The 20414-nt window shown below is 50.0% G+C and carries 18 protein-coding genes; 10 read left to right on the plus strand and 8 right to left on the minus strand.

Translation table 11 applies throughout. From position 1 onward, the window contains the following. Positions 1-42: 42 nt before the first annotated feature. Positions 43-462: a hypothetical protein gene (locus tag ACO05Z_RS18070; protein WP_421903575.1), complete on the minus strand. Its 420-nt coding sequence runs from the start codon at positions 460-462 to the stop codon at positions 43-45. 408 nt (positions 463-870) lie between these two features. Here ACO05Z_RS18070 and ACO05Z_RS18075 point away from each other — a divergent pair, with 408 nt between their 5' ends. Beyond that, positions 871-1716, plus strand: a complete 846-nt coding sequence (locus ACO05Z_RS18075; protein WP_421903576.1) for a sulfide/dihydroorotate dehydrogenase-like FAD/NAD-binding protein — start codon at positions 871-873, stop codon at positions 1714-1716. Beyond that, the gene (gltA, locus tag ACO05Z_RS18080; RefSeq protein ID WP_421903577.1) at positions 1706-3121 is read left to right on the plus strand and encodes an NADPH-dependent glutamate synthase; all 1416 of its coding nucleotides are present in this window, start codon (positions 1706-1708) and stop codon (positions 3119-3121) included. Before ACO05Z_RS18075 ends, gltA begins: the two co-directional genes overlap by 11 nt. A 111-nt stretch (positions 3122-3232) precedes the next feature. On the opposite strand, the gene ACO05Z_RS18085 is transcribed toward gltA, so the two are convergent. Next, positions 3233-3919, minus strand: coding sequence for a methyltransferase domain-containing protein (locus tag ACO05Z_RS18085; RefSeq protein WP_421903578.1), 687 nt, complete (start codon positions 3917-3919; stop codon positions 3233-3235). A 310-nt stretch (positions 3920-4229) separates the two neighbouring features. Between ACO05Z_RS18085 and cutC the strand changes: the two genes are divergently transcribed. Next, positions 4230-6623, plus strand: a complete 2394-nt coding sequence (gene cutC, locus ACO05Z_RS18090; protein WP_421903579.1) for a choline trimethylamine-lyase — start codon at positions 4230-4232, stop codon at positions 6621-6623. 241 nt (positions 6624-6864) lie between these two features. On the opposite strand, the gene ACO05Z_RS18095 is transcribed toward cutC, so the two are convergent. From ACO05Z_RS18095 to ACO05Z_RS18110, 4 genes are all read right to left on the minus strand, one after another. After that, positions 6865-8160: a serine dehydratase subunit alpha family protein gene (locus tag ACO05Z_RS18095; protein ID WP_421903580.1), complete on the minus strand. Its 1296-nt coding sequence runs from the start codon at positions 8158-8160 to the stop codon at positions 6865-6867. 232 nt (positions 8161-8392) lie between these two features. Beyond that, positions 8393-9592, minus strand: coding sequence for a dicarboxylate/amino acid:cation symporter (locus ACO05Z_RS18100; protein ID WP_421903581.1), 1200 nt, complete (start codon positions 9590-9592; stop codon positions 8393-8395). 70 nt (positions 9593-9662) lie between these two features. Then, on the minus strand, positions 9663-10037 hold the full coding sequence (locus tag ACO05Z_RS18105; protein ID WP_421903582.1) for a RidA family protein: 375 nt from the start codon (positions 10035-10037) through the stop codon (positions 9663-9665). 272 nt (positions 10038-10309) lie between these two features. After that, a complete protein-coding gene (locus ACO05Z_RS18110) occupies positions 10310-11008 on the minus strand; it encodes a helix-turn-helix transcriptional regulator (RefSeq protein WP_421903583.1) in 699 nt (232 codons plus the stop codon). A gap of 186 nt (positions 11009-11194) precedes the next feature. Here ACO05Z_RS18110 and ACO05Z_RS18115 point away from each other — a divergent pair, with 186 nt between their 5' ends. Beyond that, the gene (locus ACO05Z_RS18115) at positions 11195-12196 is read left to right on the plus strand and encodes a sensor domain-containing diguanylate cyclase (protein WP_421903584.1); all 1002 of its coding nucleotides are present in this window, start codon (positions 11195-11197) and stop codon (positions 12194-12196) included. A gap of 70 nt (positions 12197-12266) precedes the next feature. On the opposite strand, the gene ACO05Z_RS18120 is transcribed toward ACO05Z_RS18115, so the two are convergent. Further along, a complete protein-coding gene (locus tag ACO05Z_RS18120; protein ID WP_421903585.1) occupies positions 12267-13091 on the minus strand; it encodes a TatD family hydrolase in 825 nt (274 codons plus the stop codon). Positions 13092-13263: 172 nt separating this feature from the next. After that, positions 13264-14247: a glycosyltransferase family 1 protein gene (locus tag ACO05Z_RS18125; protein ID WP_421903586.1), complete on the minus strand. Its 984-nt coding sequence runs from the start codon at positions 14245-14247 to the stop codon at positions 13264-13266. Positions 14248-14424: 177 nt separating this feature from the next. On the opposite strand from ACO05Z_RS18125, the gene ACO05Z_RS18130 reads away from it, so the two are divergent. The 6 genes from ACO05Z_RS18130 (at position 14425) to ACO05Z_RS18155 (ending at position 20414) form a co-directional block, all read left to right on the plus strand. Further along, the gene (locus tag ACO05Z_RS18130) at positions 14425-15789 is read left to right on the plus strand and encodes a sigma-54 interaction domain-containing protein (RefSeq protein ID WP_421904199.1); all 1365 of its coding nucleotides are present in this window, start codon (positions 14425-14427) and stop codon (positions 15787-15789) included. A gap of 3 nt (positions 15790-15792) precedes the next feature. Continuing rightward, the gene (locus tag ACO05Z_RS18135; RefSeq protein WP_421903587.1) at positions 15793-16128 is read left to right on the plus strand and encodes a NifB/NifX family molybdenum-iron cluster-binding protein; all 336 of its coding nucleotides are present in this window, start codon (positions 15793-15795) and stop codon (positions 16126-16128) included. Between the two features lie 258 nt (positions 16129-16386). Then, positions 16387-16749, plus strand: a complete 363-nt coding sequence (locus ACO05Z_RS18140; protein ID WP_421903588.1) for a response regulator — start codon at positions 16387-16389, stop codon at positions 16747-16749. Positions 16750-16790: 41 nt separating this feature from the next. Beyond that, the gene (locus tag ACO05Z_RS18145; protein WP_421903589.1) at positions 16791-17345 is read left to right on the plus strand and encodes a CBS domain-containing protein; all 555 of its coding nucleotides are present in this window, start codon (positions 16791-16793) and stop codon (positions 17343-17345) included. 17 nt (positions 17346-17362) lie between these two features. Then, entirely contained in the window at positions 17363-18832 is a 1470-nt protein-coding gene (locus tag ACO05Z_RS18150; RefSeq protein WP_421903590.1) for an SLC13 family permease, read from the plus strand. A gap of 142 nt (positions 18833-18974) precedes the next feature. Then, entirely contained in the window at positions 18975-20414 is a 1440-nt protein-coding gene (locus tag ACO05Z_RS18155) for a transferase (protein WP_421903591.1), read from the plus strand.

A 20414-nucleotide genomic window follows, 5' to 3' on the forward strand; every position in this document is an offset into this window, starting at 1 on the left:
GAAAAAAATGCTTCAGACTGTGGATTATCGATACTACTGGAATCAGACTTTGCCGAGAGCGCTGCCCGGAAGCGTATATTCAAGAGCGCCGGACTGTCGGGAATAGGCATTGATTGCCCTGGTCCTCATGTAACCGGTGCTCCCGGGATTGAACATGGCGGAATCCTCGGAAAAAGCCGTTTGGGTAAGAGCGAGCTGCTGATACACATTTTGTACGTGCCGCTCTTCGCTCTGAGTACGGGGATAGGTTTTTGATCGGAACTCGTGCGAAGCCTTTGCTGCTTCGTCCGGTTCAAATTCGAGGTCCTTTGCAGTGAAGTTAATACCGAGCTTGCCGATATTGAAGCCGAATTTACGCGTGACCACGCGTGCCTTCACCTTTTCTACTTCAGCTGCAGTGTCTCTGGACCACTTCTTCGCATTATCAGCATATTGGCTGATGCCCTGCGCTGCTATTCTCACTACTTACTCCACCAGAAAAAACCGTTCCGCGTACACAAAAAAAGGCCGACTGCCACTAATGGCAATCCGCCGTATCTGCGAATATTCGCAATCATCCTTGAAGGATACGCGGTATTTCCGGCTTCCGTCCGTGGAAGCTGATGAAAATAAACTTCTGCTAAGTTGTATTAATATATAATACGTCAGTGCAGAATTGGCAAGAGGGCGAGCCACGTAATCAAACTGAGGATAAGGCTTAAACCGGCACACACAGAAAAATTTAAAAAACTGAAAAAAACATAGCGAGGGAAGCGCATATTTCAGTTTTGCACCAAAAGGGAAAAGCCTAGGCCTTATAATCAGTCTGAAACTTGCAATCCGGTGGGGAAAGCCTTAACTTCCCCTGAAACTTAAGCAGTGTAGGAGATTATGAGCAACAAAATTCTGACTAAAAAAGCACTTATCCCCGGCCAGACATCCATGCTGGTCATTGACTGTCCTCAAATTGCCAAAAAGGCTAAACCGGGAAATTTCGTAATTCTACGCATCCATGAAAAAGGTGAGCGTATTCCGCTGACCATTGCTGACACTGACAAAGAAGCCGGCACCATCACTATCGTATATCTCGTAGTCGGCAAAAGTTCAGCCCTGCTTGAAACATTAAATGAAGGGGACACCATCCTTGATGTCTGCGGTCCCTTGGGCAAACCCACCCATATCGAAAAATCCGGAACTGTTATTTGTGTTGGCGGTGGAACCGGAATCGCGGCCATGCACCATATTGCCAAAGGCCACCATCTGGCCGGAAACCACGTTGTCGCCATTGTCGGCGCACGCAGCGAAAACATGCTCCTTTTCTGTACCGAACTGGGCTACTTCTGCCCCGAACTGCTCATCGCCACTGATGACGGCAGTACCGGACACAAAGGTTTTGTCACCGACCTCCTGCGTGAACGCCTTGAACAGGATAAGGACGTTTCCGAAGTCGTTGCCATCGGCCCCGTGCCCATGATGGAAGCTGTCGCCAAGGTAACCGAACCTTTCGGCGTTAAAACCACAGTCAGCCTGAACGCCATAATGGTTGACGGCGTGGGTATGTGTGGAGCCTGCCGTTGCAGCGTTGGCGGAGAAACCAAATTCGCATGCGTGGACGGCCCTGAATTCGACGGTCATGAAGTTGATTTCAATGAACTGAGAATGCGCCTTACCCAGTATAAGGAGCAGGAAGACCTTTCAATGCAAATGTTCAGGAGTTGTACTTGCCATGGTGAATAAACAGAATTTTACGCCGACCCGTACCCCCATGCCGGAACAGCCGGCTGACGTCCGCAACAAAAACTTCAGCGAAGTAGCCCTCGGTTACTCTAAAGAAGAAGCCATGGCTGAAGCTGCCCGCTGCCTGCAGTGTAAAAAGCCGCTCTGCCAGAAAGGCTGTCCTGTTGAAATCGACATCAAGGGCTTCATCAAACATCTGGCCGACGGCGACATCCCTTCCGCTTACCGGGTTATCAAGGAAACCAACGCCCTGCCCGCAGTCTGTGGACGTGTCTGTCCACAGGAATCCCAGTGTGAAGGAGCCTGTATCCTCGGCAAGAAGTACGAACCTGTCGCCATCGGACGTCTTGAGCGTTTCGTGGCTGACACCTTTGACAGTGATTCCGCCTGTGAAATGATCACCGGTCACACAGCCTGTTCCCTGCCTAACGATCAGTTCAAGGTCGCCTGCATCGGTTCCGGGCCTTCCAGCCTGACCGTAGCCGGATACCTTGCTGCACGCGGCGTACCCGTAACCGTTTACGAAGCCCTGCACGAAGTAGGCGGCGTACTGGTTTACGGTATTCCTGAATTTCGTCTGCCCAAATCCATCGTTGCCCGTGAAGTGGGTGCGCTCTGGTCCAAGGGTGTGACCTTCCAGCCCAACTACGTTGGCGGTAAGACCGTAACCGTGGAAGACCTCTTCGAGGATGGATATGATGCCGTATTCATCGGCGTTGGTGCAGGACTCCCGTGGTTCCTGAACATCCCCGGCGAAAACCTCGTCGGTGTATATTCCGCCAACGAATACCTGACCCGCATCAACCTCGGCCGGGCCTACGATTTCCCCAACCACGACACCCCCGCACCGAAAGCCCGCAACGTGGCAGTAATCGGCGGCGGTAACGTGGCCATGGATGCCGCCCGCACCGCCCTGCGTCTCGGTGCTGAGAATGTCTACATCACCTATCGCCGTACGCAGGAAGAAATGCCCGCCCGCCTCGAAGAACTGCATCATGCCATCGAGGAAGGCGTACAGCTTGAGCTGCTCACCTCCCCCATTGCCATCAACGGTGATGAGAACTCACACGTTAAGTCCATGACCCTGCAGGTAATGGAACTTGGTGAGCCTGATGATTCCGGCCGCCGCCGTCCTGTTGCAGTGGAAGGCAAGACCAGAGAACTCGAAGTCGATATGGTTGTCCTCGCAGTAGGAACCGGAGCAAACCCGATTCTACTCGAAGCCACCCCCGGCCTTGATCTCAACAAATGGGGTTACATCGTAACCGATGCCGAAACAGGCGAGACTTCCATCACTAATGTATACGCAGGCGGTGATATCGCAGGCGGTTCCGCAACCGTAATCTCAGCCATGGGCGCAGGTCGCCGCGCGGCTAAGACTATTGCGGAAAAGCTGGGAGTTTAAGAATCCCAAAAACTTTTAGCAGGGCTTCGCCGCTCTGTTTAATAAGGTATTAAAAATTAAAAAGACGAAGTTAGTGATTCTAACTTCGTCTTTTTTATTGCTTGCAAATTTCTATTCGGGCGGGGTTCTGTAAAGAGCTTCCAGAAAGTAATCCGGATGAACAAGAGCCTGCCCGTTCAGATTGGGCAGGCTTTTAATTTTCGCGATGTTAAGGTCATCGATCCGCTCGTTATTTACATAAAGCATGATGTTCTGCTTATACCACGCAGGAATCTTCATGTCGTTCCACATGCTTCCCCGGATGCAATCTATGTATTGGTATCCCATGGAACTAAATAGATTTATCCAATAGTTAGGCCATTGTTCGTTCACGTGCTCCGGCCCCGGCTTCTGGTGGGGAATTGCTGCGGAAAAAAGCACGAAATCAGAAGAACGGGTCAGCCGCTCAACAAAAAGACGTGCATATTGCTCCTCGATATGTTCGGCAACTTCAAGGGATATAGCCAGATCAAATTTATCTTCTATAGCGAAATCCTTGCTCAGATCGGCATGCCTGAATTCATCTTCCTTGATGACCAGCATCTTTTTATCCAGCCAATCGCCCTCAAAACCCAATATCCTTTTTGCTCCCAGATTCTGCAGAACCTGCAACCATGTGCCCACCCCGCAACCGAAATCCACAGCCGAGCCAATGTTCGGGACAATCTTTGAAACCAAAGTCAGAATATTTACCGCCGCATAAAGCGAACGGGCATGGCGGTCGGCATAAAAACTTTCGCCGTAAAGACCTCCTGACATATACACTCTCCATGTAGATATACCATTATCATTAAAGGGAATGATGACGCGCTAGTATTTACCAGCTCATAGTACAAACACATTCACTCAGCAATGCACCTTTCAAGGTTTTAAACAAAAATAACTAAGTTTGTTTATTTCAACATCATATCTTTTATGCAAAAAATTTAACGTTCCCCCTAGCTGGAAGGGGTTTGCCCTGTTTTAATTTTCTTATAAACGCAGACAATAGGAATGGATCAGAAGAAATTGCCCTGCGCTTTATTCTTCTGCTGTTGATAATGTTTTCTACAGGAAGGGGTTCCAACAAATGAAGACAGATTATACTGAAAATTTTCTTACTGACAGAATCAACAAGCTCAAGGATAAGTATCTTAAAGTAAAACCGAGCATTTCAATTGTTCGCGCTCAGGCTTTCACTGAAGTTACCCGCGACAATCCCGACCTGCCGGTCAATATCCGCCGGGCCATGGGCTTCAAACGCGCCTGCGAAATCGCGCCCATGTACATCCAGGAAGACGAACTCATTGTCGGCCACCCCTGCGGCAAGCCGCGCACCGGATCTTTTTCCCCTGATACAGACTGGCAGCTGATCAGCAATGAACTGGATACCATCGGAACCCGCTCTCAGGACCCTTACCAGATCAGCGACGAAGACAAGAAAATTTTACAGGATGAAATATTTCCTTTCTGGGAAGGCAAATCCATTGCCGAAGCCTGTGAAACTGAATTCCGCAAAGCCGGAATCTGGGAATTCGGCGCTGAATCCTGCGTCAGCGACCTGACCTACCACATCTCCAGCGGCGGCGGTGATACCAGCCCCGGTTACGACATCATCCTCTTTGAAAAAGGCATGTCCGGCGTAAAAGCCGAAGCTGAAGCACATCTTGCAGAGCTGGAACAAACTGCTCATCCTGATCAGGAAAGGATCAACTTCTACAAGGCTTCCATCATTACCTGTGAAGGTATCCTGCTTTATGCCGAGCGTGTTGCAGCATACGCAAAAGAGCTGGCTGCAAAAGAAGAACATCCGGTACGTAAGGTAGAGTTAGAACTCATCGCCGAGATCAATGAGCGTGTTCCGGCTAATCCTCCCAAGACTTTTCATGAAGCCCTGCAGGCAGTCTGGACCATCCAGTCCCTTTTCCTGCTGGAAGAGAACCAGTGCAGCACCTCCCTTGGACGTTTCGACCAGTACCTGCTGCCCTGTTACGAAAACAGCATCAAATCCGGTGAAATCGATCAGCAGCAAGCCTTTGAACTGATGAGTTGCTTCATCCTCAAATGCTCTGAAATGATCTGGTACACCCCGGAAGGCACCGCCAAATACTTCGCGGGATACATGCCCTTCATCAACATGTGTGTTGGTGGTATCAAGCGCGAAGGTGGTGACGGCACCAACGACCTGACCTACCTGATCATGGATGCTGTTGCCAAAGTCGGTGTTTACCAGCCGTCTCTGGCCTGCCGCATCCACAACCAGTCACCCCACGAATACCTGCAGAAAATTGTGGAAGTGGTTAAATCCGGCATCGGCATGCCTGCATGCCATTTTGACGATGCCCACATCAAAATGATGCTCCACAAGGGCTTCGATTTCGAAGATGCCCGCGATTACTGTCTCATGGGTTGCGTTGAACCCCAGAAGTCAGGCCGCATCCATCAGTGGACCGCCGGGGGATTCACCCAGTGGCCCATTGCCATTGAATTTGTCTTCAACCGTGGAGTACTCAAATCTTACGGTGAAAACAGACAGGGTCTTGATACCGGAGACCTTGAACAATTCACTACCTATGATGAATTCGACGCAGCAGTAAAAAAGCAGCTTGATTACATCATGGAAATCACCGCACAGGGAACTCTCATCAACCAGAAATTGGTCCGGGATCTGGCCCCGACCCCGTACATGTCCCTCTTTGTGGACGGCTGCATGCAGAGCGGTAAGGACGTCACCGCCGGTGGAGCCTGTTTGTACGAAGGTCCGGGAACCATCTTTGCCGGACTGAACACCTACGCCGATTCAATGACCGCCATCAAGAAGCTGGTCTTTGATGACAAAAAATACACCCTCGCCCAGTTGAAAGAAGCTCTTGACGCCAACTGGGAAGGGTTCGAGGCAATGCAGAAAGATTGCCTCGCTGCTCCTAAATTCGGTAACGATGATGATTACGCCGATCTGATCACCTCCGACATCATCGACTACACCGAAAAGACCATGAATGGTCACAAATCATTATACGCCCGCATGATTCACGGAACCCTCTCCCAGTCATTCAACACCCCGCTGGGTGAGATGATCGGGGCTACCCCTGACGGACGCATGAGCGGAATGCCCCTCTCCGATGGAATGAGTCCCACTCAGGGAGCCGATACCAAAGGCCCCACCTCCGTGATCAAATCCGTAGGCAAACTCAATGTGGAATCCATGAGCCTAGGAATGGCTCACAATTTCAAGCTCATGCCCGGTTCCCTTGATACACCGGAAGGTGAAAACGGACTCATCGCCCTGCTGCGCACTGCCTCCGTGCTCGGCAACGGCCAGATGCAGTTCAACTATGTTGATAACCAAACCCTGCTCAAAGCCCAGCAGAATCCTGATGATTACCGCGGCCTCATTGTTCGCGTGGCTGGGTACTGCGCTTTCTTTGTAGAACTCTGCAAGGAAGTACAGGACGAAATCATCAGCAGAACTATGCTTGATTAGTATTAAACCTCCTCTGTTCAAGCATACACGCCCCAGGCTTTGAGAAAGTGCCATATGCTAGGCGCAAAAAAAAGCTGGAACGATGCGTATACAGACATACGTGAGTTTCAGCTTTTTTTGCAGCATCGACGCAGATGGTGCTTTATCAACAGACTGTAAAGCCCCCGGTTAGTGGTAAAACCGGGGGCTTCTTTTTATCCGAGGGAGGACGGATTTAAGGGGGAGGTGTAGTTCTGTAAATTTAAGCTGCCGGGGCAGTTGTATGCTTTCCGGTCATAATCTTGAGGATGACCTTATCAGTCTGAGCCATACCCACGGAACCGAGCTGGCCCACGTTATGGATGCAGGTCTCAATGTCATCATCAAGGATACCGTCTTTACCGGGAATGGATATACCTTTCATGGCCAGCAATGCGGAATTGATGGCTGCTTCAACTGCGGAGGAGACCTTCAGGGCGCAGGAGGTCTTTGCACCGTCGCAGATCATTCCGGCAATATCACCGAGGGTGTTCTTGATGGCACTTTCCACTTCTTTTAGGCCGCCGCCGAGAATAAGCACTATGCCGCAGCCGGAAGCAGTTGCCGCAAGGCTGGCTCCGCAAAGAGCGGAAAGCTTGCCGAGGTGACTCTTCATGTGCACTGCGGAAAGGTGGCTGAGAATAAGAGCACGGATAAGCTCCTCTTCACTGGAATTACGGCGTCTGGCAAAAGCCACAACAGGCAAAGTTGCGGTCAGGCCCTGATTACCGCTGCCGGAGTTGCTCATTACCGGCATCTGGATGCCTTCCATGCGCGCATCGGAAGCAGCGGCGGTCAGCTTGATAGCGTAGGAAACAATATCGTCTGAGCGGATACCGTCTTCAATATCCTTGGCAATGGATTTACCTACTTTCAGTCCCCAATCAGAAGCAAGTCCTTCAGCTGCGACCTTTTCATTAAGCTCCACAGCTTCAAGGATGAAGCGCAGATCTTCAAGCGGGGCTTCGGTGGCGTATTCAAAAATTTCTTTCATGCTCATGGTGCAGCCGGACTTTTCTTTGTCTTCGCTGAGCCAAGGAGCGGAGAAAACCTCTTCACCGTTCTTTTCCACCAGCACGATGGCAGCATGCGCACGGGCGATCACGCAACGGGCAGAATCTTCACCGGCTTCGACAATCGCTTCCACGTAGAGCAGTTCTTCAGTATCGGAAAGTTCGACATGCAGACGGCCATCGGCGATCAATTTCTTGCCAGCTGCCAGCTGTTCGGCATCAAGGTCACGCAGGACTTCAAGTGCGAGGTCGGATTTACCACCGGTAACACCTACAGCAGCGGCAATGTCCAGCCCGGTCATACCGGTACCGGGAACACCTACGCCCATACCGTTTTTGAGCAGGTTACCACTTACTTTAACTACAACTTTCTCAGCTTCTTTGCCGAGTGTCTCAGCAGCCTTGGCTGCAGCAAGGGCGATGGCAACAGGCTCTGTACACCCCAGAGCGGGAACAACTTCACGTTTCAGAATTTCTGCGTATTCAGACCATTTTTTATTAAGCATAATATGCCTCCGGCGGCTTAAACCCTTTTGATTCGCCCCGTCCTGGGGCTCACCCCTTCGGGGCGTTGCCGTTTGGGCAACGTCCAAATCTGCAGTCATACAGATTTGTGCCAAAAGGGTTTAAGAATCCCAAAACCTTTTAGTTTGGCTTCGCCGCTATAAATATTAAATTTGTGCTTTTTCTAAATCCCTGCGGAGCCTCATGACTCCGCAGGGTAATGGAAGACCGGGCTTAAGATGATGCGCGGGCTTTATCGAGTTCACCGTTGCGGTTGAAGATACCTTCCATCATCAGAGCAAGGGCACCGTCACCGGTTACGTTACAGGCAGTACCGAAGCTGTCCTGCAGGGCGAATACTGCCAGCAGCAGAGCCACGCCTGCGGGGTCGAAGCCGAGTACGCCGACAACGATACCGAGGGAAGCCATAACGGTTCCGCCGGGAACACCGGGTGCGCCGATTGCAAAGATCCCGAAGAGCAGAATGAACATAGCCATTGTGCCCACGGAAGGCAGGGTGCCGTAGAGCATCATGGAGATGGTCATGGCAAAGAAGGTTTCAGTCAGAACGGAACCGCAGAGGTGGATGGTTGCTCCGAGGGGAACCATGAATTCAACGGTGTCCTTGCCAAGCGCCTTGGACTTGCCTGCGCATTCAAGGGAAACAGGCAGAGTTGCAGCACTGGACATGGTACCTACCGCAGTGAGGTAAGCGGGAGGATAATGTCTGAACACTTCAAGGGGGTTACGTTTGGAAATGATTCCAGCAAGGGTGTACAGGAAAGCAAGCCAGATAAAATGCCCGGCGAGGACGATTACAATAACTTCGAGAAAAACCGGGAGCTGCTTGGTGAGACTGCCTTCGTAAGCAAGACCAGCAAAGGTGGTTGCGATAAAGAAAGGCAGGACAGGAATGATGATACGGCTTACAACCTGCATCATAATGTTTTCAAATTCGCCGAGCATGTTTTCAAAGGTCTTAGCCTTAACCCAGATGGTTGCGATACCGAGAACAACTGCGGTTACCAGCGCGGTCATAACAGACATAATCGGGGGGATGGACAGCTGGAAAACAACCTCGGGAAGTTCACGAAGACCTTCAACCTGAGTAGCAATGGAAAGATGGGGAATGAGAACGTATCCGGCAACAGCAGCCATGGTAGCGGCGCCTGCTGCGGAAAGGTAAGCAAGGCTTACGCCCACGCCCAGCATCTTGGATGCGTTCTGGCCCAGTCTGGTAATCGCAGGAGCGATAAAAGCCAGAATAACGAGGGGCACAGTATAGAAAATGAACTGACCCATTACATACTTAGCAGTAACAACGACTTCCATTACCGCATGGTTGGCAAAAAGACCGATCACAACACCGGCCGCAATACCGATGAGCAGTTTGATGATCAACCCGAACTCTTTGAATTTTGATTCACTAGACATTTTTCCACTCCTTTGTAAGAGCCGCAAGCGGCCCTAAAATTTCACCCGGCAGCACCACAGCCGGATTTAACTATTTAGCCGCGACAGCCTCAATCTCAACAAGAGCACCGAGAGGGAGGTTAGCTACTTCAAAGCAGCTGCGTGCGGGAAACGGTTCAGAGAAATAAGTCGCGTAAACTTCGTTGATGGCAGCGAAGTCTTCGATGTTCTGGATCAGCACGGTGGTCTTAACCACGTCATCCATGGTCGCGCCGGCTGCTTCAAGAACGTATTTGAGGTTATCGAGAGCCTGTTTGGCCTGAGCAGCAGGACCTTCGGGCATTTTTCCGGTTTCAGCATTGATGGGCAGCTGACCGGAGGTGAAAACCATATTACCTGCTTCAATTGCGTGAGAGTAGCAGCCTACTGCTGCGGGAGCTTTCTCACTTACAACTACTTTTTTCATTTCTATCTCCTATATGGATATTTTCTTTGCGTTCAAAAACAACCTTCACGTTGCTACGGATTCACGTATAGCGATAAGAAAATCACACGTCAATAATTTTTTATTTAAACAAGAAAAAATTATTATCAAGAGATAAAAATATTTTATTCAGAAAATGAACACTTACTTTTTTGCGAAATATGCAAATTCAACCCTTGTCATACTCAAAAACAAAAAAAACGGACCAAACTCAGTAGAGTTTAGCCCGGTTCAAAATTCTATGCCCGTAATAATTATTTATCGTTAATCTTCTGCAAGTAGCGATAAACTGTAGCTTCGGAGACCGCCAGATGCTTGGCAACGTCTTTAATCGCTCCCTTGAGCATGAACACTCCACGCTCATCAAGAGTTGAAACCACATCCATTTTTTCTTCGGAAGTCATACGTTCCGGCAGGATATTAGTATCTGAAATAACCCGTACAATCAGCGATTCTGTCAAGTCTTCCATGGATTTTGGAAAAGTCTCGCTATGCTCTTCCTCTGGCTGGGAAGCTGAAAAATCTTCCTTGCGCACGCTGCGGTCAAAACCGGCACTGTGAATCACTTTATTAATCAGGTCACGGGCTGCCAGCATGTCGGAGGTATCCATGTTCAAGCAGAGCATGCCGAGCAGTTCACCTTCGGAATCCTTAATAAAATACGTCGCAGAATGAAGAATATGACCGTTTCGGCCCTCGGTGGTATAGCCCATCATCCAGTCTTTTTCACGGTAGACTTCATCAACCATAAACTTAAGGGCCAGATCGGTCAGCGGCGCGCCTACTCCGCGCCCGGAAATATGTTCATTGGCAATGGCAAGGACCGATTTTTCCTTGCTGGTGGTATCATGCAGGACCACCTCGCAATTCTCGCCCAGAAATGTTCCCAAAAATTCAACAAAAGGAACATAGTTATCAATCTTTCTTGATTTAGTTTTGGATTTAGCTGGCAAAAGACTCTCCCTCATAATAATTTTTTATCAGCTCCAGAATTTTTTCTACTCATGATAATTTTTTTGTCAATCCTACATTTTAATAAAACCAATTTGCGCTAAATTTCACTAAAACCTAATACTATATTTTTGTCCGAACCCATTGTATGCTCTAAATAACCTACCAACACCAACACCCGACCGAACATGTCCATTGATAAATTCGATTTCGATTCGACCCTGCTGACCGTAAATTTCGCAACCCGTCTTCTTGCCATGGAAGTTGACCGGGATATTCTTGTTGACCGTGTTCTGGAAGCTTTCTGCGACCTTGGCAACTGTCAGGACGCAACCCTGATGATGTATGACGAATATGACCAGCTCAAAGGAATTGCCGCATCACTTAAAAGGCGCAGATTCATAATTGATGAAGAAATTCCAATGACCAAAGCTATGGAAGAAGCTGCCCAGTCCTTGAAACCGGTAGTCCGTCCGGTCTGCGACGACTCAATATACCCGCTGCCCTCAGAATGCTGCGACACGGACAAAACCTGCCTCTGCGTTCCGCTTGTCGGTTCCCGAGACCGCATCCGCGGCTTTGTCACCCTCTACCGGGCAAAGGAACAGCAATGGGACATTTCAGAACTTTTCCAGCTGGGTATTATTTCAACAGTTGCAGCAATTTCCATCGAAAACTCAAGGCTGTTCCGCCAGACAATAGAGGACAGCCTGACCGGACTATACATGCGCCGCTATCTTTTCATCAGGATGCGTGAGGAAATTCAACGCTTTAAACGCCGTGGCGGCCCGCTCTCAGTCATCATGATCGATGTTGATGAATTTAAAACCGTAAACGACACCTACGGCCATGCCACCGGAGATGTTGTACTGCGTTCCGTAGGACAAATCCTGCACGACAACAGTCGTCAGGGCGTAGATATCCCCTGCCGCTATGGTGGAGAAGAATTCGTAATCCTGATGCCCGGATCCGAAAAGAGGGAAGCTGAAATTGTAGCAGAAAGAATCAGGGCAGCCTGTGAAGCCGCATCTATTTCCGCTCCTGAAGGAAAGATACAAATCACTGCCAGCTGCGGCATTGCTTCTGTTGAAGAATGTCAGGAAGCATCAGCCGATGCATTGCTGAATATTGCGGATAAAAGGCTGTACCGGGCCAAGGAATCCGGACGTAACCGGGTGGTGAAAAATTAGAAGGCTGACAGCTTTTCACTGCCAGCCCATCATAAATTCACTTTGTCCGGTGTGTTCATCTGCACACTTGCTACAGATTGAAAAACTCATGCGCGTTATCTGAACAGGCTTTCCAGAGTTCATTCACTTCCATGCCTTTCAGTTCCGCCACCTTGGCAGCAGTAAAAACCACAAAAGCAGGCTCGTTGCGTTTACCGCGCCACGGCTCAGGGGTCAGGAACGGGCAATCTGTTTCCAGCACCAGACGCTCTACCGGAATGGATTTGACTGCTTCCTGCGCAATCTCATTCTTTCTATAGGTAATAGGACCGGGGATGGAAATGTACCAGCCGTGATCAATAATGCGCTTTGCTGTTTCCTCATCACCGCCAAAACAATGCCAGAGCAGCGGTTTGCCGGACCAACCGAAATCTTCCAACACTTCAAGGGTCCGCTCATGGGCGTCGCGGCTATGGATAACCACCGGAAGATCCAGTTCTTCAGCCAGCTGGAGCTGCTTGCGGAACACATCTTCCTGCACATCATAAGGCACGCGATCCCAATAAAAATCCAAACCGATCTCGCCCACAGCCTTCAAACGCGGGTCTGCCTTAAAAGCATCGCGCATGGCATCAATGTCTTCTTCTACAAATTTGCCGGAATCATTTGGATGCACGCCGAGCAGAAAGAACACTTCCGGGTAATCCGCAAAAATTACTTTATTTTCATCGTAAGCCTGCGGTCCCAGAAATACGTTGCCTATTTTGCCAACCCCGCTTTCTTTGGCTCTCGCCATAATTTCAGGCAGGTCTTCACGGAATTCTTCCAAGTCCAGATGGGCATGGGTTTCCACGCCCGGAATATTTATGCCCACGCTCTGGGGCAATGCTCTGTTTTTCTTTTTTTTCTTAGCCATTTTATTGATATGATGCGCTACGCGCTTTTTGTTGAAAAGATTTCGCCTCCGGCGGCTTAGCCCTTTTTGAAAAAAGGGCTAAGAACCCCAAAAACTTTTAGTTGGGGATTTGAACTTTGACGGGAAGCTGTGCCTGAAGGGCACTAATCTCAAAAATATACAAATAGAAAATTTAAAATTTTTCCCAGATATCCAGAACAGTCTTTTCCTGCTCTTTCATGATATATGAACGGATGGTCTGTTGCCCTGCTTCGAGAGCACTGTCAAGGACGGGACCGCCCTCGCGCCAGAGGGTAATGGCTTTTTCGAGATTGAAAGCCGCATCAAGGACGTCCGCATCTGCGGACCAGAATCCATTACCGGACCACGGAACTTCACGCAGCGGCCACCACGGTTTGAAGGTCGCACCTTCTATCTGGCGCATGTAATCCCAGCCGCCGAAACCGGAAAATCCAACGGGGATACAACCGGATGCTAAAGACTCAAGAGGGGGAAGCGGACAACCTTCCGGAAAACCGGAAACAAGAAAAATATGGCAGGAACGTAAAGTATCAGCCACACCCTGCGCATCCATCCCGGCAATCTCTACCCAACGGACCTCAGCGCCGGGGTTACGGGACTCGAAAATGGATTTTATCTGGCTGACCAAAGCCTTGTTCTTGCGCGGCATGTACGCGATTTTAATTTTACCGGAGGGCTTCTTCTCTGGAGGATAAAAAAGCTCCGTATTAATACCCGGCCTCAAAATAGGTGAAACCTTACCCACGGTCTGCTGCATAAACCATTCAACCGGATGAGACACAGCTAAGAAAGACACTGGCAAATTAGCCCACGAAACACCCTCCGGCAAAGAAGAAAACAAATACGCCCAGTTCTGACAATAAACGACGCAACGCGCTCCGGCATTAAGTCCCGGCGCAAGGCTGTTCACCCAGCCCTCCGGCACCAGCCAGAGATCATCCGGAGTCAATTGCACATCATCCCAATGAACAGGCTCAGGATAACCTTCAACAAGCTGCGGCATCCAGCTCCCTTTCTCACGCATAACAAGCTGAACATCCTTCCCGTGACGGGCAAGAATAGAAGCAATCTGGCAAAAAACAGTGATCCCCCCGGTAGGCTTACGAACTGGAGGTATAAATATATATGTTTTCATAATTTTGTTTCCTTGGGCGAAGCCTATCAAAAAAGTTTGGGATTCTTAAACCCTTTTCAAAGGGTTTAAGCCGCCGGAGGCAAAAATCTTTCCATCAAAAAGCGCGTAGCGCATCAAAACCATTCATGTTATTAAATTCACGTGTCAAACGAAGCCCAATATATAATCAACGGCCTGATGGGCCAGCAATTCATGCTCCCGGACCTTTTGAATGAGGTCCCCATCGGTATTGCTGTGCTGGACATTGAGGGCAGGGTCAAGCTGGTCAACCGTGCATGGCAGACCCTCACCGGTGCCGATCCGGAGTCCATGCAGGACTTGAAATGCTACCTCGGCCTGCGCTGCGATTACTGCTTCAAGGGCTGCCCGGTCATGGCCGACAAGGCGGACTTCCAGACCGTATCCGTGGATGCGGACATTATCGACCGCACAAGGGCCAAGATTCCAATCCGGTTGAACATTACCCCTATTGTAAACAGCGACAATGTCATTTCCGGATACGTGGAGACTATTCAGGACATCCGGCAGGTTGCGGAACTGAGCAGCTCAGCCAGCAAAGCATACTCTCTGGGCGGACTGATCGGCACCAGCCCGGACATGGTCAAAATTTTCAGCATGGTTCCTTCCATTGCAGCCACGGATTCATCGGTGCTGATCACCGGGGAAACCGGAACAGGTAAAGACGTTCTTGCTGAGGCCATCCACAATGCCTCGGACCGTGCGGGCGCACCGTTCATCAAGGTAAACTGCGGTGCACTGCCGGAAACCCTGCTGGAATCGGAACTGTTCGGACACGTGAAAGGAGCATTTACCGGAGCCAATGAAGACAGGCCGGGCCGCATCAAACTAGCCCATAACGGCTCCTTCTTTTTGACCGAGATAGGTGACTTGCCACTGCCTTTGCAGGTCAAACTGCTTTCCTTTCTGGACGACAAGGTCATCCATCCGCTGGGTAGCTCACGCGGCTTCAATGCTGACGTGCGGGTCATAGTTGCTACCCACCGTGACTTAAAAAAGATGGTTCAAGAAAAGACTTTCCGCGCCGACCTGCTCTTCAGGTTGAATGTAGTACACCTGCATCTGCCGCCCCTGCGTGAACGCGGCGACGATATTTTGTTGCTCAAAAACCATTTCCTCATGGAGTACTGCAACAAATTCAATAAGAAGATCAAAGGCTTTTCCAAGAAATCAGCAAAAATTTTATCCGCCTACCGTTACCCCGGCAACGTGCGTGAACTGAGCAATATTGTGGAATATGCGGTCAACTTCTGTGACCGGGATTTAATCGGGTCCGCACACCTGCCCGCCTATCTTACTGAACAGGATATCCTGCGTCCGGTCACGGAATCAGCCCATGCAACGCAAGAACGAACCGTTCCCTTGGAATACTCTTCGGCCCAGAGCTGGGATGATGCGGAAAAACAAATGATCATGGACACCTTGCTAAAATGCGGCGGACGCAAAGGTGATGCAGCTGCCATACTAGGCTGGTCTCGCTCTACCCTCTGGCGCAAGATGAAAAAACACTCCATCACCGGATAAATTATGTCGCATAAGATCATGATCCCCCTGCACAATAATGAGGTTGCCCCCCGGTTCGACCTTGCCACTGACGTGCTGCTGGTCAAAGTCAAATCTGGCGGCGAAATCAGCGAACGTATTATTGTACTACCTCAAGCTTCAGCTGACGACCTCTGTGCATTGGCAACCTCTGATGGCACAGACGCCGTAGTTTGCGGCGGTATTGATGACGAGCATTACCAGTACCTCAGGTGGAAAGGCATCGAAGTTCTCGACGACGTGATCGGACCGGTAAAAGACGTCCTCCAAGCATACAAAGATGGAAAGCTTTCCTGCGGCGATAATTTTTACCGTTCATAGCCTGCAACTTAACCCCCTATAAACCCACCCCCATTTCAGCGCACTTCACTATTTTGTCTCTTTTTGTTTCATTTTGTTTCTTGAGAAACTTTTCACAATAATTCATTTTGTTTCAACAAAAAGAAACAAAAACCCTTCCTCCAAACTTAATACTCTGTTATACATGGAATTATTTTATCTGGCATACCGAGTGCTTTAGGAAGTCGGGTGCTGCAGAGGCCGAATTCCCGGCCAGTAGCAAAGACAACATTCCAAAACATGAAAATAATGATTGTTGAGAAGGACTCGGAATTTCGTGAACACCTTGTGCTGCGTCTCAGGAGTGAAGGCCTGAATGTCGCAGAGTCCGGCAATCTGGACGAGGCAGAAGAATTCATCCGCGAGAATGAACTGGACGGCATAGTGCTAGGCCTTTCGGGATTCGGACGGAGTTCTTTGAAATTCATGGAGGACATTTCACCAGTCGTTCCTGATTTGAAAGTTGTTTTAATCAATCGGCACAATAAGATTCCGCTTTCCATTGAGGCAATGAATCTGGGGGCATGTGCTGAAATTTCAGTTCCGGTGGATATTGCCGCGTTAGTTAAGACATTGCGCAGATTCTGCGCACCGGAAAACTAGGTACGCAAATTCCGTCCGGACAACCTACATAGGGGGAAAATGTGAAAAATTTCAAAGCAAAAGATCTGATGATTCCTGTTGAGGAATACAACAGAGTCAAAAAGGACACTACACTGTTTGAAGCATTGCAGTGTCTTGCTCTGCATGGGGAAGAAATGAACCTTCCTCATCCGCATCGTGACCTGTTGGTAGAAGATGATGACGGCAAGGTTGTGGGCAAGATCACCATGCTCGACATCTTCAAGCACATGGAACCGTCCTACTTCAAGATGGACGACCAGCGCCATCCCGGAGCTTTGAGCATGGATTTCGTGCAGAAAGTCTACCGCGACTTCAACCTCTGGTCCGAACCGCTGAGCAGCCTCTGCCGCAAGAATGCCGGAGCAAAAGCCGGAGACATCATGCACGAACCCAAGAACGCTGAAATCCTTGATGAGGACGATACCCTCGACAAGGCTCTGCACGCTTTTGTGCTCGGGGTACACCAACCTCTACTGGTCCAGAAGGATGGCATAATTACCGGGGTGGTCCGCCTCGGGGACACCTTCGAAAAAGTCAGAACTGCAATCCTCGCCTGCGAGATTGAAACAGCCTAAGGTCAAGGAGTTAAATAATGAGTGCTGAAGTTGCAACCAAGCCCGGATTTGATTTCAAGAGGCTGTTCTTCATGCTGCTGGGCGTTGCCCTGTTTGCTATTGTCTACTACTGCCCGGCATGGCCGGATGCAATCGACCCCGGCGGGCAGCATTTTGTTTTAAGTAAAGAAGCTAAAGGTGCTATTGGCGTATTCCTGCTGGCAGGCACATGGTGGGTATTTGAAGTTGTGCCTATCGGCGTAACCTCACTGGCCATCGGCGTACTGCAGGCCATGTTCTTCATCCGTCCGGCCAAGGTGGCCTTCAAGGATTTCATGGACCCCTCCGTCCTGTTTATCTTTGCTTCCATCATGATCGGACTCGTATTCACCAAGACCGGACTGACCAAACGTCTGGCCTACAAGATGCTCATGGTCGTCGGCGAAAAGACCAGCCGCATCTATCTGGGCGTATTCGTTGTAACCGCCTTGCTGACCCATATCATGGCTCACACCGCTGTTGCTGCGACAGTCTACCCGCTGCTGCTGGCTATCTACTCCCTTTACGGTGAAGGAGACAAGCCCACCAAGTTCGGTAAGGGTCTGTTCATCGGTATGGCTTATGTGGCAGGTGCCGGTTCTATTGTAACCCTGCTCGGTGCTGCACGTGGTGCGGTAGCTCTCGGTTTCTACAACCAGATTCTGGGCAAAGACGTTACCTTCTTCGAACTGACCTACTATATGGCACCCATCGGCTGGGCTATGGTCTTCCTCCTTTGGGGCTTCTTCATGGTCTTCCTGAAGCCTGAAAAGGACGTCATTCCCGGTCTGCGCGAAAAGGCACGTGACCTCAACTCCCAGATGGGACCACTCTCCCGTGATGAAATCATGGCTGCGATTCTCGTCGGCGGCGTTATCCTGATCATGAGCCTGCGCTCTTTTATTCCTGAACTGAAGGCCATCGATAAGACCTCCATCATTCTGGTCTCGTCCATCTCCTTCTTTGTATTCAAGATTCTGGACATCAACGACCTTGAAGACATTCCCTGGAACATCATCCTGCTCTTCGCTGGTGCCATGTCTATCGGTTTCTGCCTCTGGGATACCGGCGCAGCCAAGTGGATGGCGGTCAACTGGCTGGTTCTCTTCCAGGAGTCAAGCGGATTCGTTTTCATCATGTCCATCGCCTTCTTCGTAATGATGATGACCAACTTCATCATGAACGTGGCGGCAATTGCGATCTCGCTCCCGGTGGCACTTGTTATCGCGCCTTACCTCGGCGTTGCTCCGGAAGTTATCCTCTTCGCAGCTCTGGTTGTTGCGGGTATGCCTTTCCTCCTTCTGGTTGGCGCGGCTCCCAACGCAATCGCATACGACTCCAAGCAGTTCACCACCGGGGAATTCTTCATGTACGGTATCCCCGCAAGTATCCTGCTCATGGTCGTAACCGGCATCTTCGTCAAGTTTGTATGGCCCATCATGGGCATGCCCGTGACCTTGCCGGGTTAGCAATATAGGGTTATAAGGGACTATTAAACATAGGGCAGGACGGTTCCGGCAAGGCGTGCCGGAACCGTCCGACTTGTACAACCCCTGTTGCCGGTTTCCGCCTACGACTTCCGGTGCTCAAATAAAAAAGCGAGAAGGATTTATGAAACAGCTGAATAAGCTTATTGACCATATCGTCAACCGTGTGAACGTCAACCTGCGCGAGCCGCTTGTGGATGTCGGTCCCTACATCAAGGACCTTATCCCCGAAGACAGCTTCGCTCTCTACTACGCGTTCTACTCCCTGACCAACAACCATCCTCTCATGTTCAACTTCCGCCACTCCAGCATCGGCGGGACCTACTTCCTCGGCAAATGTAAAGTAAACCACTCCATCCTCTACAAGAGTGATATCCGTGGTGACGAACTCAAGAGAAAAGGCAGTGAGGTGGAAGTCAACGGGCAGAAGATCAAGCTCCGCGATGACGAAGTCATTAAGATCCGCGACAGTTTTCTGATGAAAACCCTCGTCCACAACAACTCCCACGACCCTGAAAACCTTGAGTGCTTCAAAATTTCAAACACCGTGTCTCTGCACTACGCAAACATTCACGGTACTTCCGTGGAAGGCTGTTTCCTTGAGCCTTTCTCCTCAGTAGACCTCTCCATCTGCCATGACTGCGCAGTAGGAGCTTACTCTTATGTTCAGGCCGGGGAACTCTCCCACAAACGCATTAAACCAGGCCGGATCTGGGTTAAGGCGGACGGCGCATTCGAATTCAACTACCAGTACCCCGAAGAAGTCCTCGCCAAGTACATCCGTATGGAAGACAGCAGGCCTAAAGGAATTCTCATGGACTTCTTTGATGACCGCAAAGAAGATTTCGTGCCCATCTACTCTTCGGTTAAGCCTGAACTCACCATCGACGTTCCTGAAGGAGCATCGGTAAGCCCGTACGCAGTACTCAAAGGCGACTGCAAAGTGGACAAGAATGTTCTCGTGGCCCAGCGCTCATACATCGAGAACTCCACCCTCGGCCCCGGCGCCAACGCACAGGAAAACTGCTACATCATCAATTCCGTCTACGAAGGTGAGGTTGTTACCCCGCACGGCGGCAAGGTAATCTACACCCACATGGGCAAGCGTTCCTTCGTAGGTTTCAACTCTTTCCTCAACGGTAAAGAGGACGCTAAAATCGAAGTAGGAGCGGGAACCATATTAATGCCGCACACAATTATAGATGCGGAAGAAACCATTAAAATACCTGACAACTACCTCGTTTGGGGCTATATCAGCAAGCAAGAAGATCTCGAAATGCACTCGATTCCTCTATCTGACTTCGCTGCACTCAAGGGCCAGTTCCGTCTCGGCAACATGACCTTTGAAGGCATCGGAGCGAAATTTGTTGATGGATTCCGGCACCGTATCGAACATATTCTCGAAGCAAACGGTGCTTTCTGGGATGGAACCGAAGAAACCGCGGGCCATTCCCAGCAGACTCAAGACATCTCCTTCAATATCCTTCAGCCCTATCCTGAAGGAGAATTGCAGGGACTCTATCCGGAACTGACAATCGACCCGCTGGTTCCCAGCGATCTGTAA

This window comes from Maridesulfovibrio sp., from assembly GCF_965230075.1.
Lineage (GTDB): Bacteria > Desulfobacterota > Desulfovibrionia > Desulfovibrionales > Desulfovibrionaceae > Maridesulfovibrio.

Bases quoted from the DNA above. Each gene is read 5' to 3' on its own strand.
- ACO05Z_RS18075 (WP_421903576.1), top strand. From the start codon at position 871: ATGAGCAACAAAATTCTGACTAAAAAAGCACTTATCCCCGGCCAGACA.
- gltA (WP_421903577.1), top strand. From the start codon at position 1,706: ATGGTGAATAAACAGAATTTTACGCCGACCCGTACCCCCATGCCGGAA.
- ACO05Z_RS18085 (WP_421903578.1), bottom strand. From the start codon at position 3,919: ATGTCAGGAGGTCTTTACGGCGAAAGTTTTTATGCCGACCGCCATGCC.
- cutC (WP_421903579.1), top strand. From the start codon at position 4,230: ATGAAGACAGATTATACTGAAAATTTTCTTACTGACAGAATCAACAAG.
- ACO05Z_RS18095 (WP_421903580.1), bottom strand. From the start codon at position 8,160: ATGCTTAATAAAAAATGGTCTGAATACGCAGAAATTCTGAAACGTGAA.
- ACO05Z_RS18100 (WP_421903581.1), bottom strand. From the start codon at position 9,592: ATGTCTAGTGAATCAAAATTCAAAGAGTTCGGGTTGATCATCAAACTG.
- ACO05Z_RS18105 (WP_421903582.1), bottom strand. From the start codon at position 10,037: ATGAAAAAAGTAGTTGTAAGTGAGAAAGCTCCCGCAGCAGTAGGCTGC.
- ACO05Z_RS18115 (WP_421903584.1), top strand. From the start codon at position 11,195: ATGTCCATTGATAAATTCGATTTCGATTCGACCCTGCTGACCGTAAAT.
- ACO05Z_RS18120 (WP_421903585.1), bottom strand. From the start codon at position 13,091: ATGGCTAAGAAAAAAAAGAAAAACAGAGCATTGCCCCAGAGCGTGGGC.
- ACO05Z_RS18125 (WP_421903586.1), bottom strand. From the start codon at position 14,247: ATGAAAACATATATATTTATACCTCCAGTTCGTAAGCCTACCGGGGGG.
- ACO05Z_RS18130 (WP_421904199.1), top strand. From the start codon at position 14,425: ATGGGCCAGCAATTCATGCTCCCGGACCTTTTGAATGAGGTCCCCATC.
- ACO05Z_RS18135 (WP_421903587.1), top strand. From the start codon at position 15,793: ATGTCGCATAAGATCATGATCCCCCTGCACAATAATGAGGTTGCCCCC.
- ACO05Z_RS18140 (WP_421903588.1), top strand. From the start codon at position 16,387: ATGAAAATAATGATTGTTGAGAAGGACTCGGAATTTCGTGAACACCTT.
- ACO05Z_RS18150 (WP_421903590.1), top strand. From the start codon at position 17,363: ATGAGTGCTGAAGTTGCAACCAAGCCCGGATTTGATTTCAAGAGGCTG.
- ACO05Z_RS18155 (WP_421903591.1), top strand. From the start codon at position 18,975: ATGAAACAGCTGAATAAGCTTATTGACCATATCGTCAACCGTGTGAAC.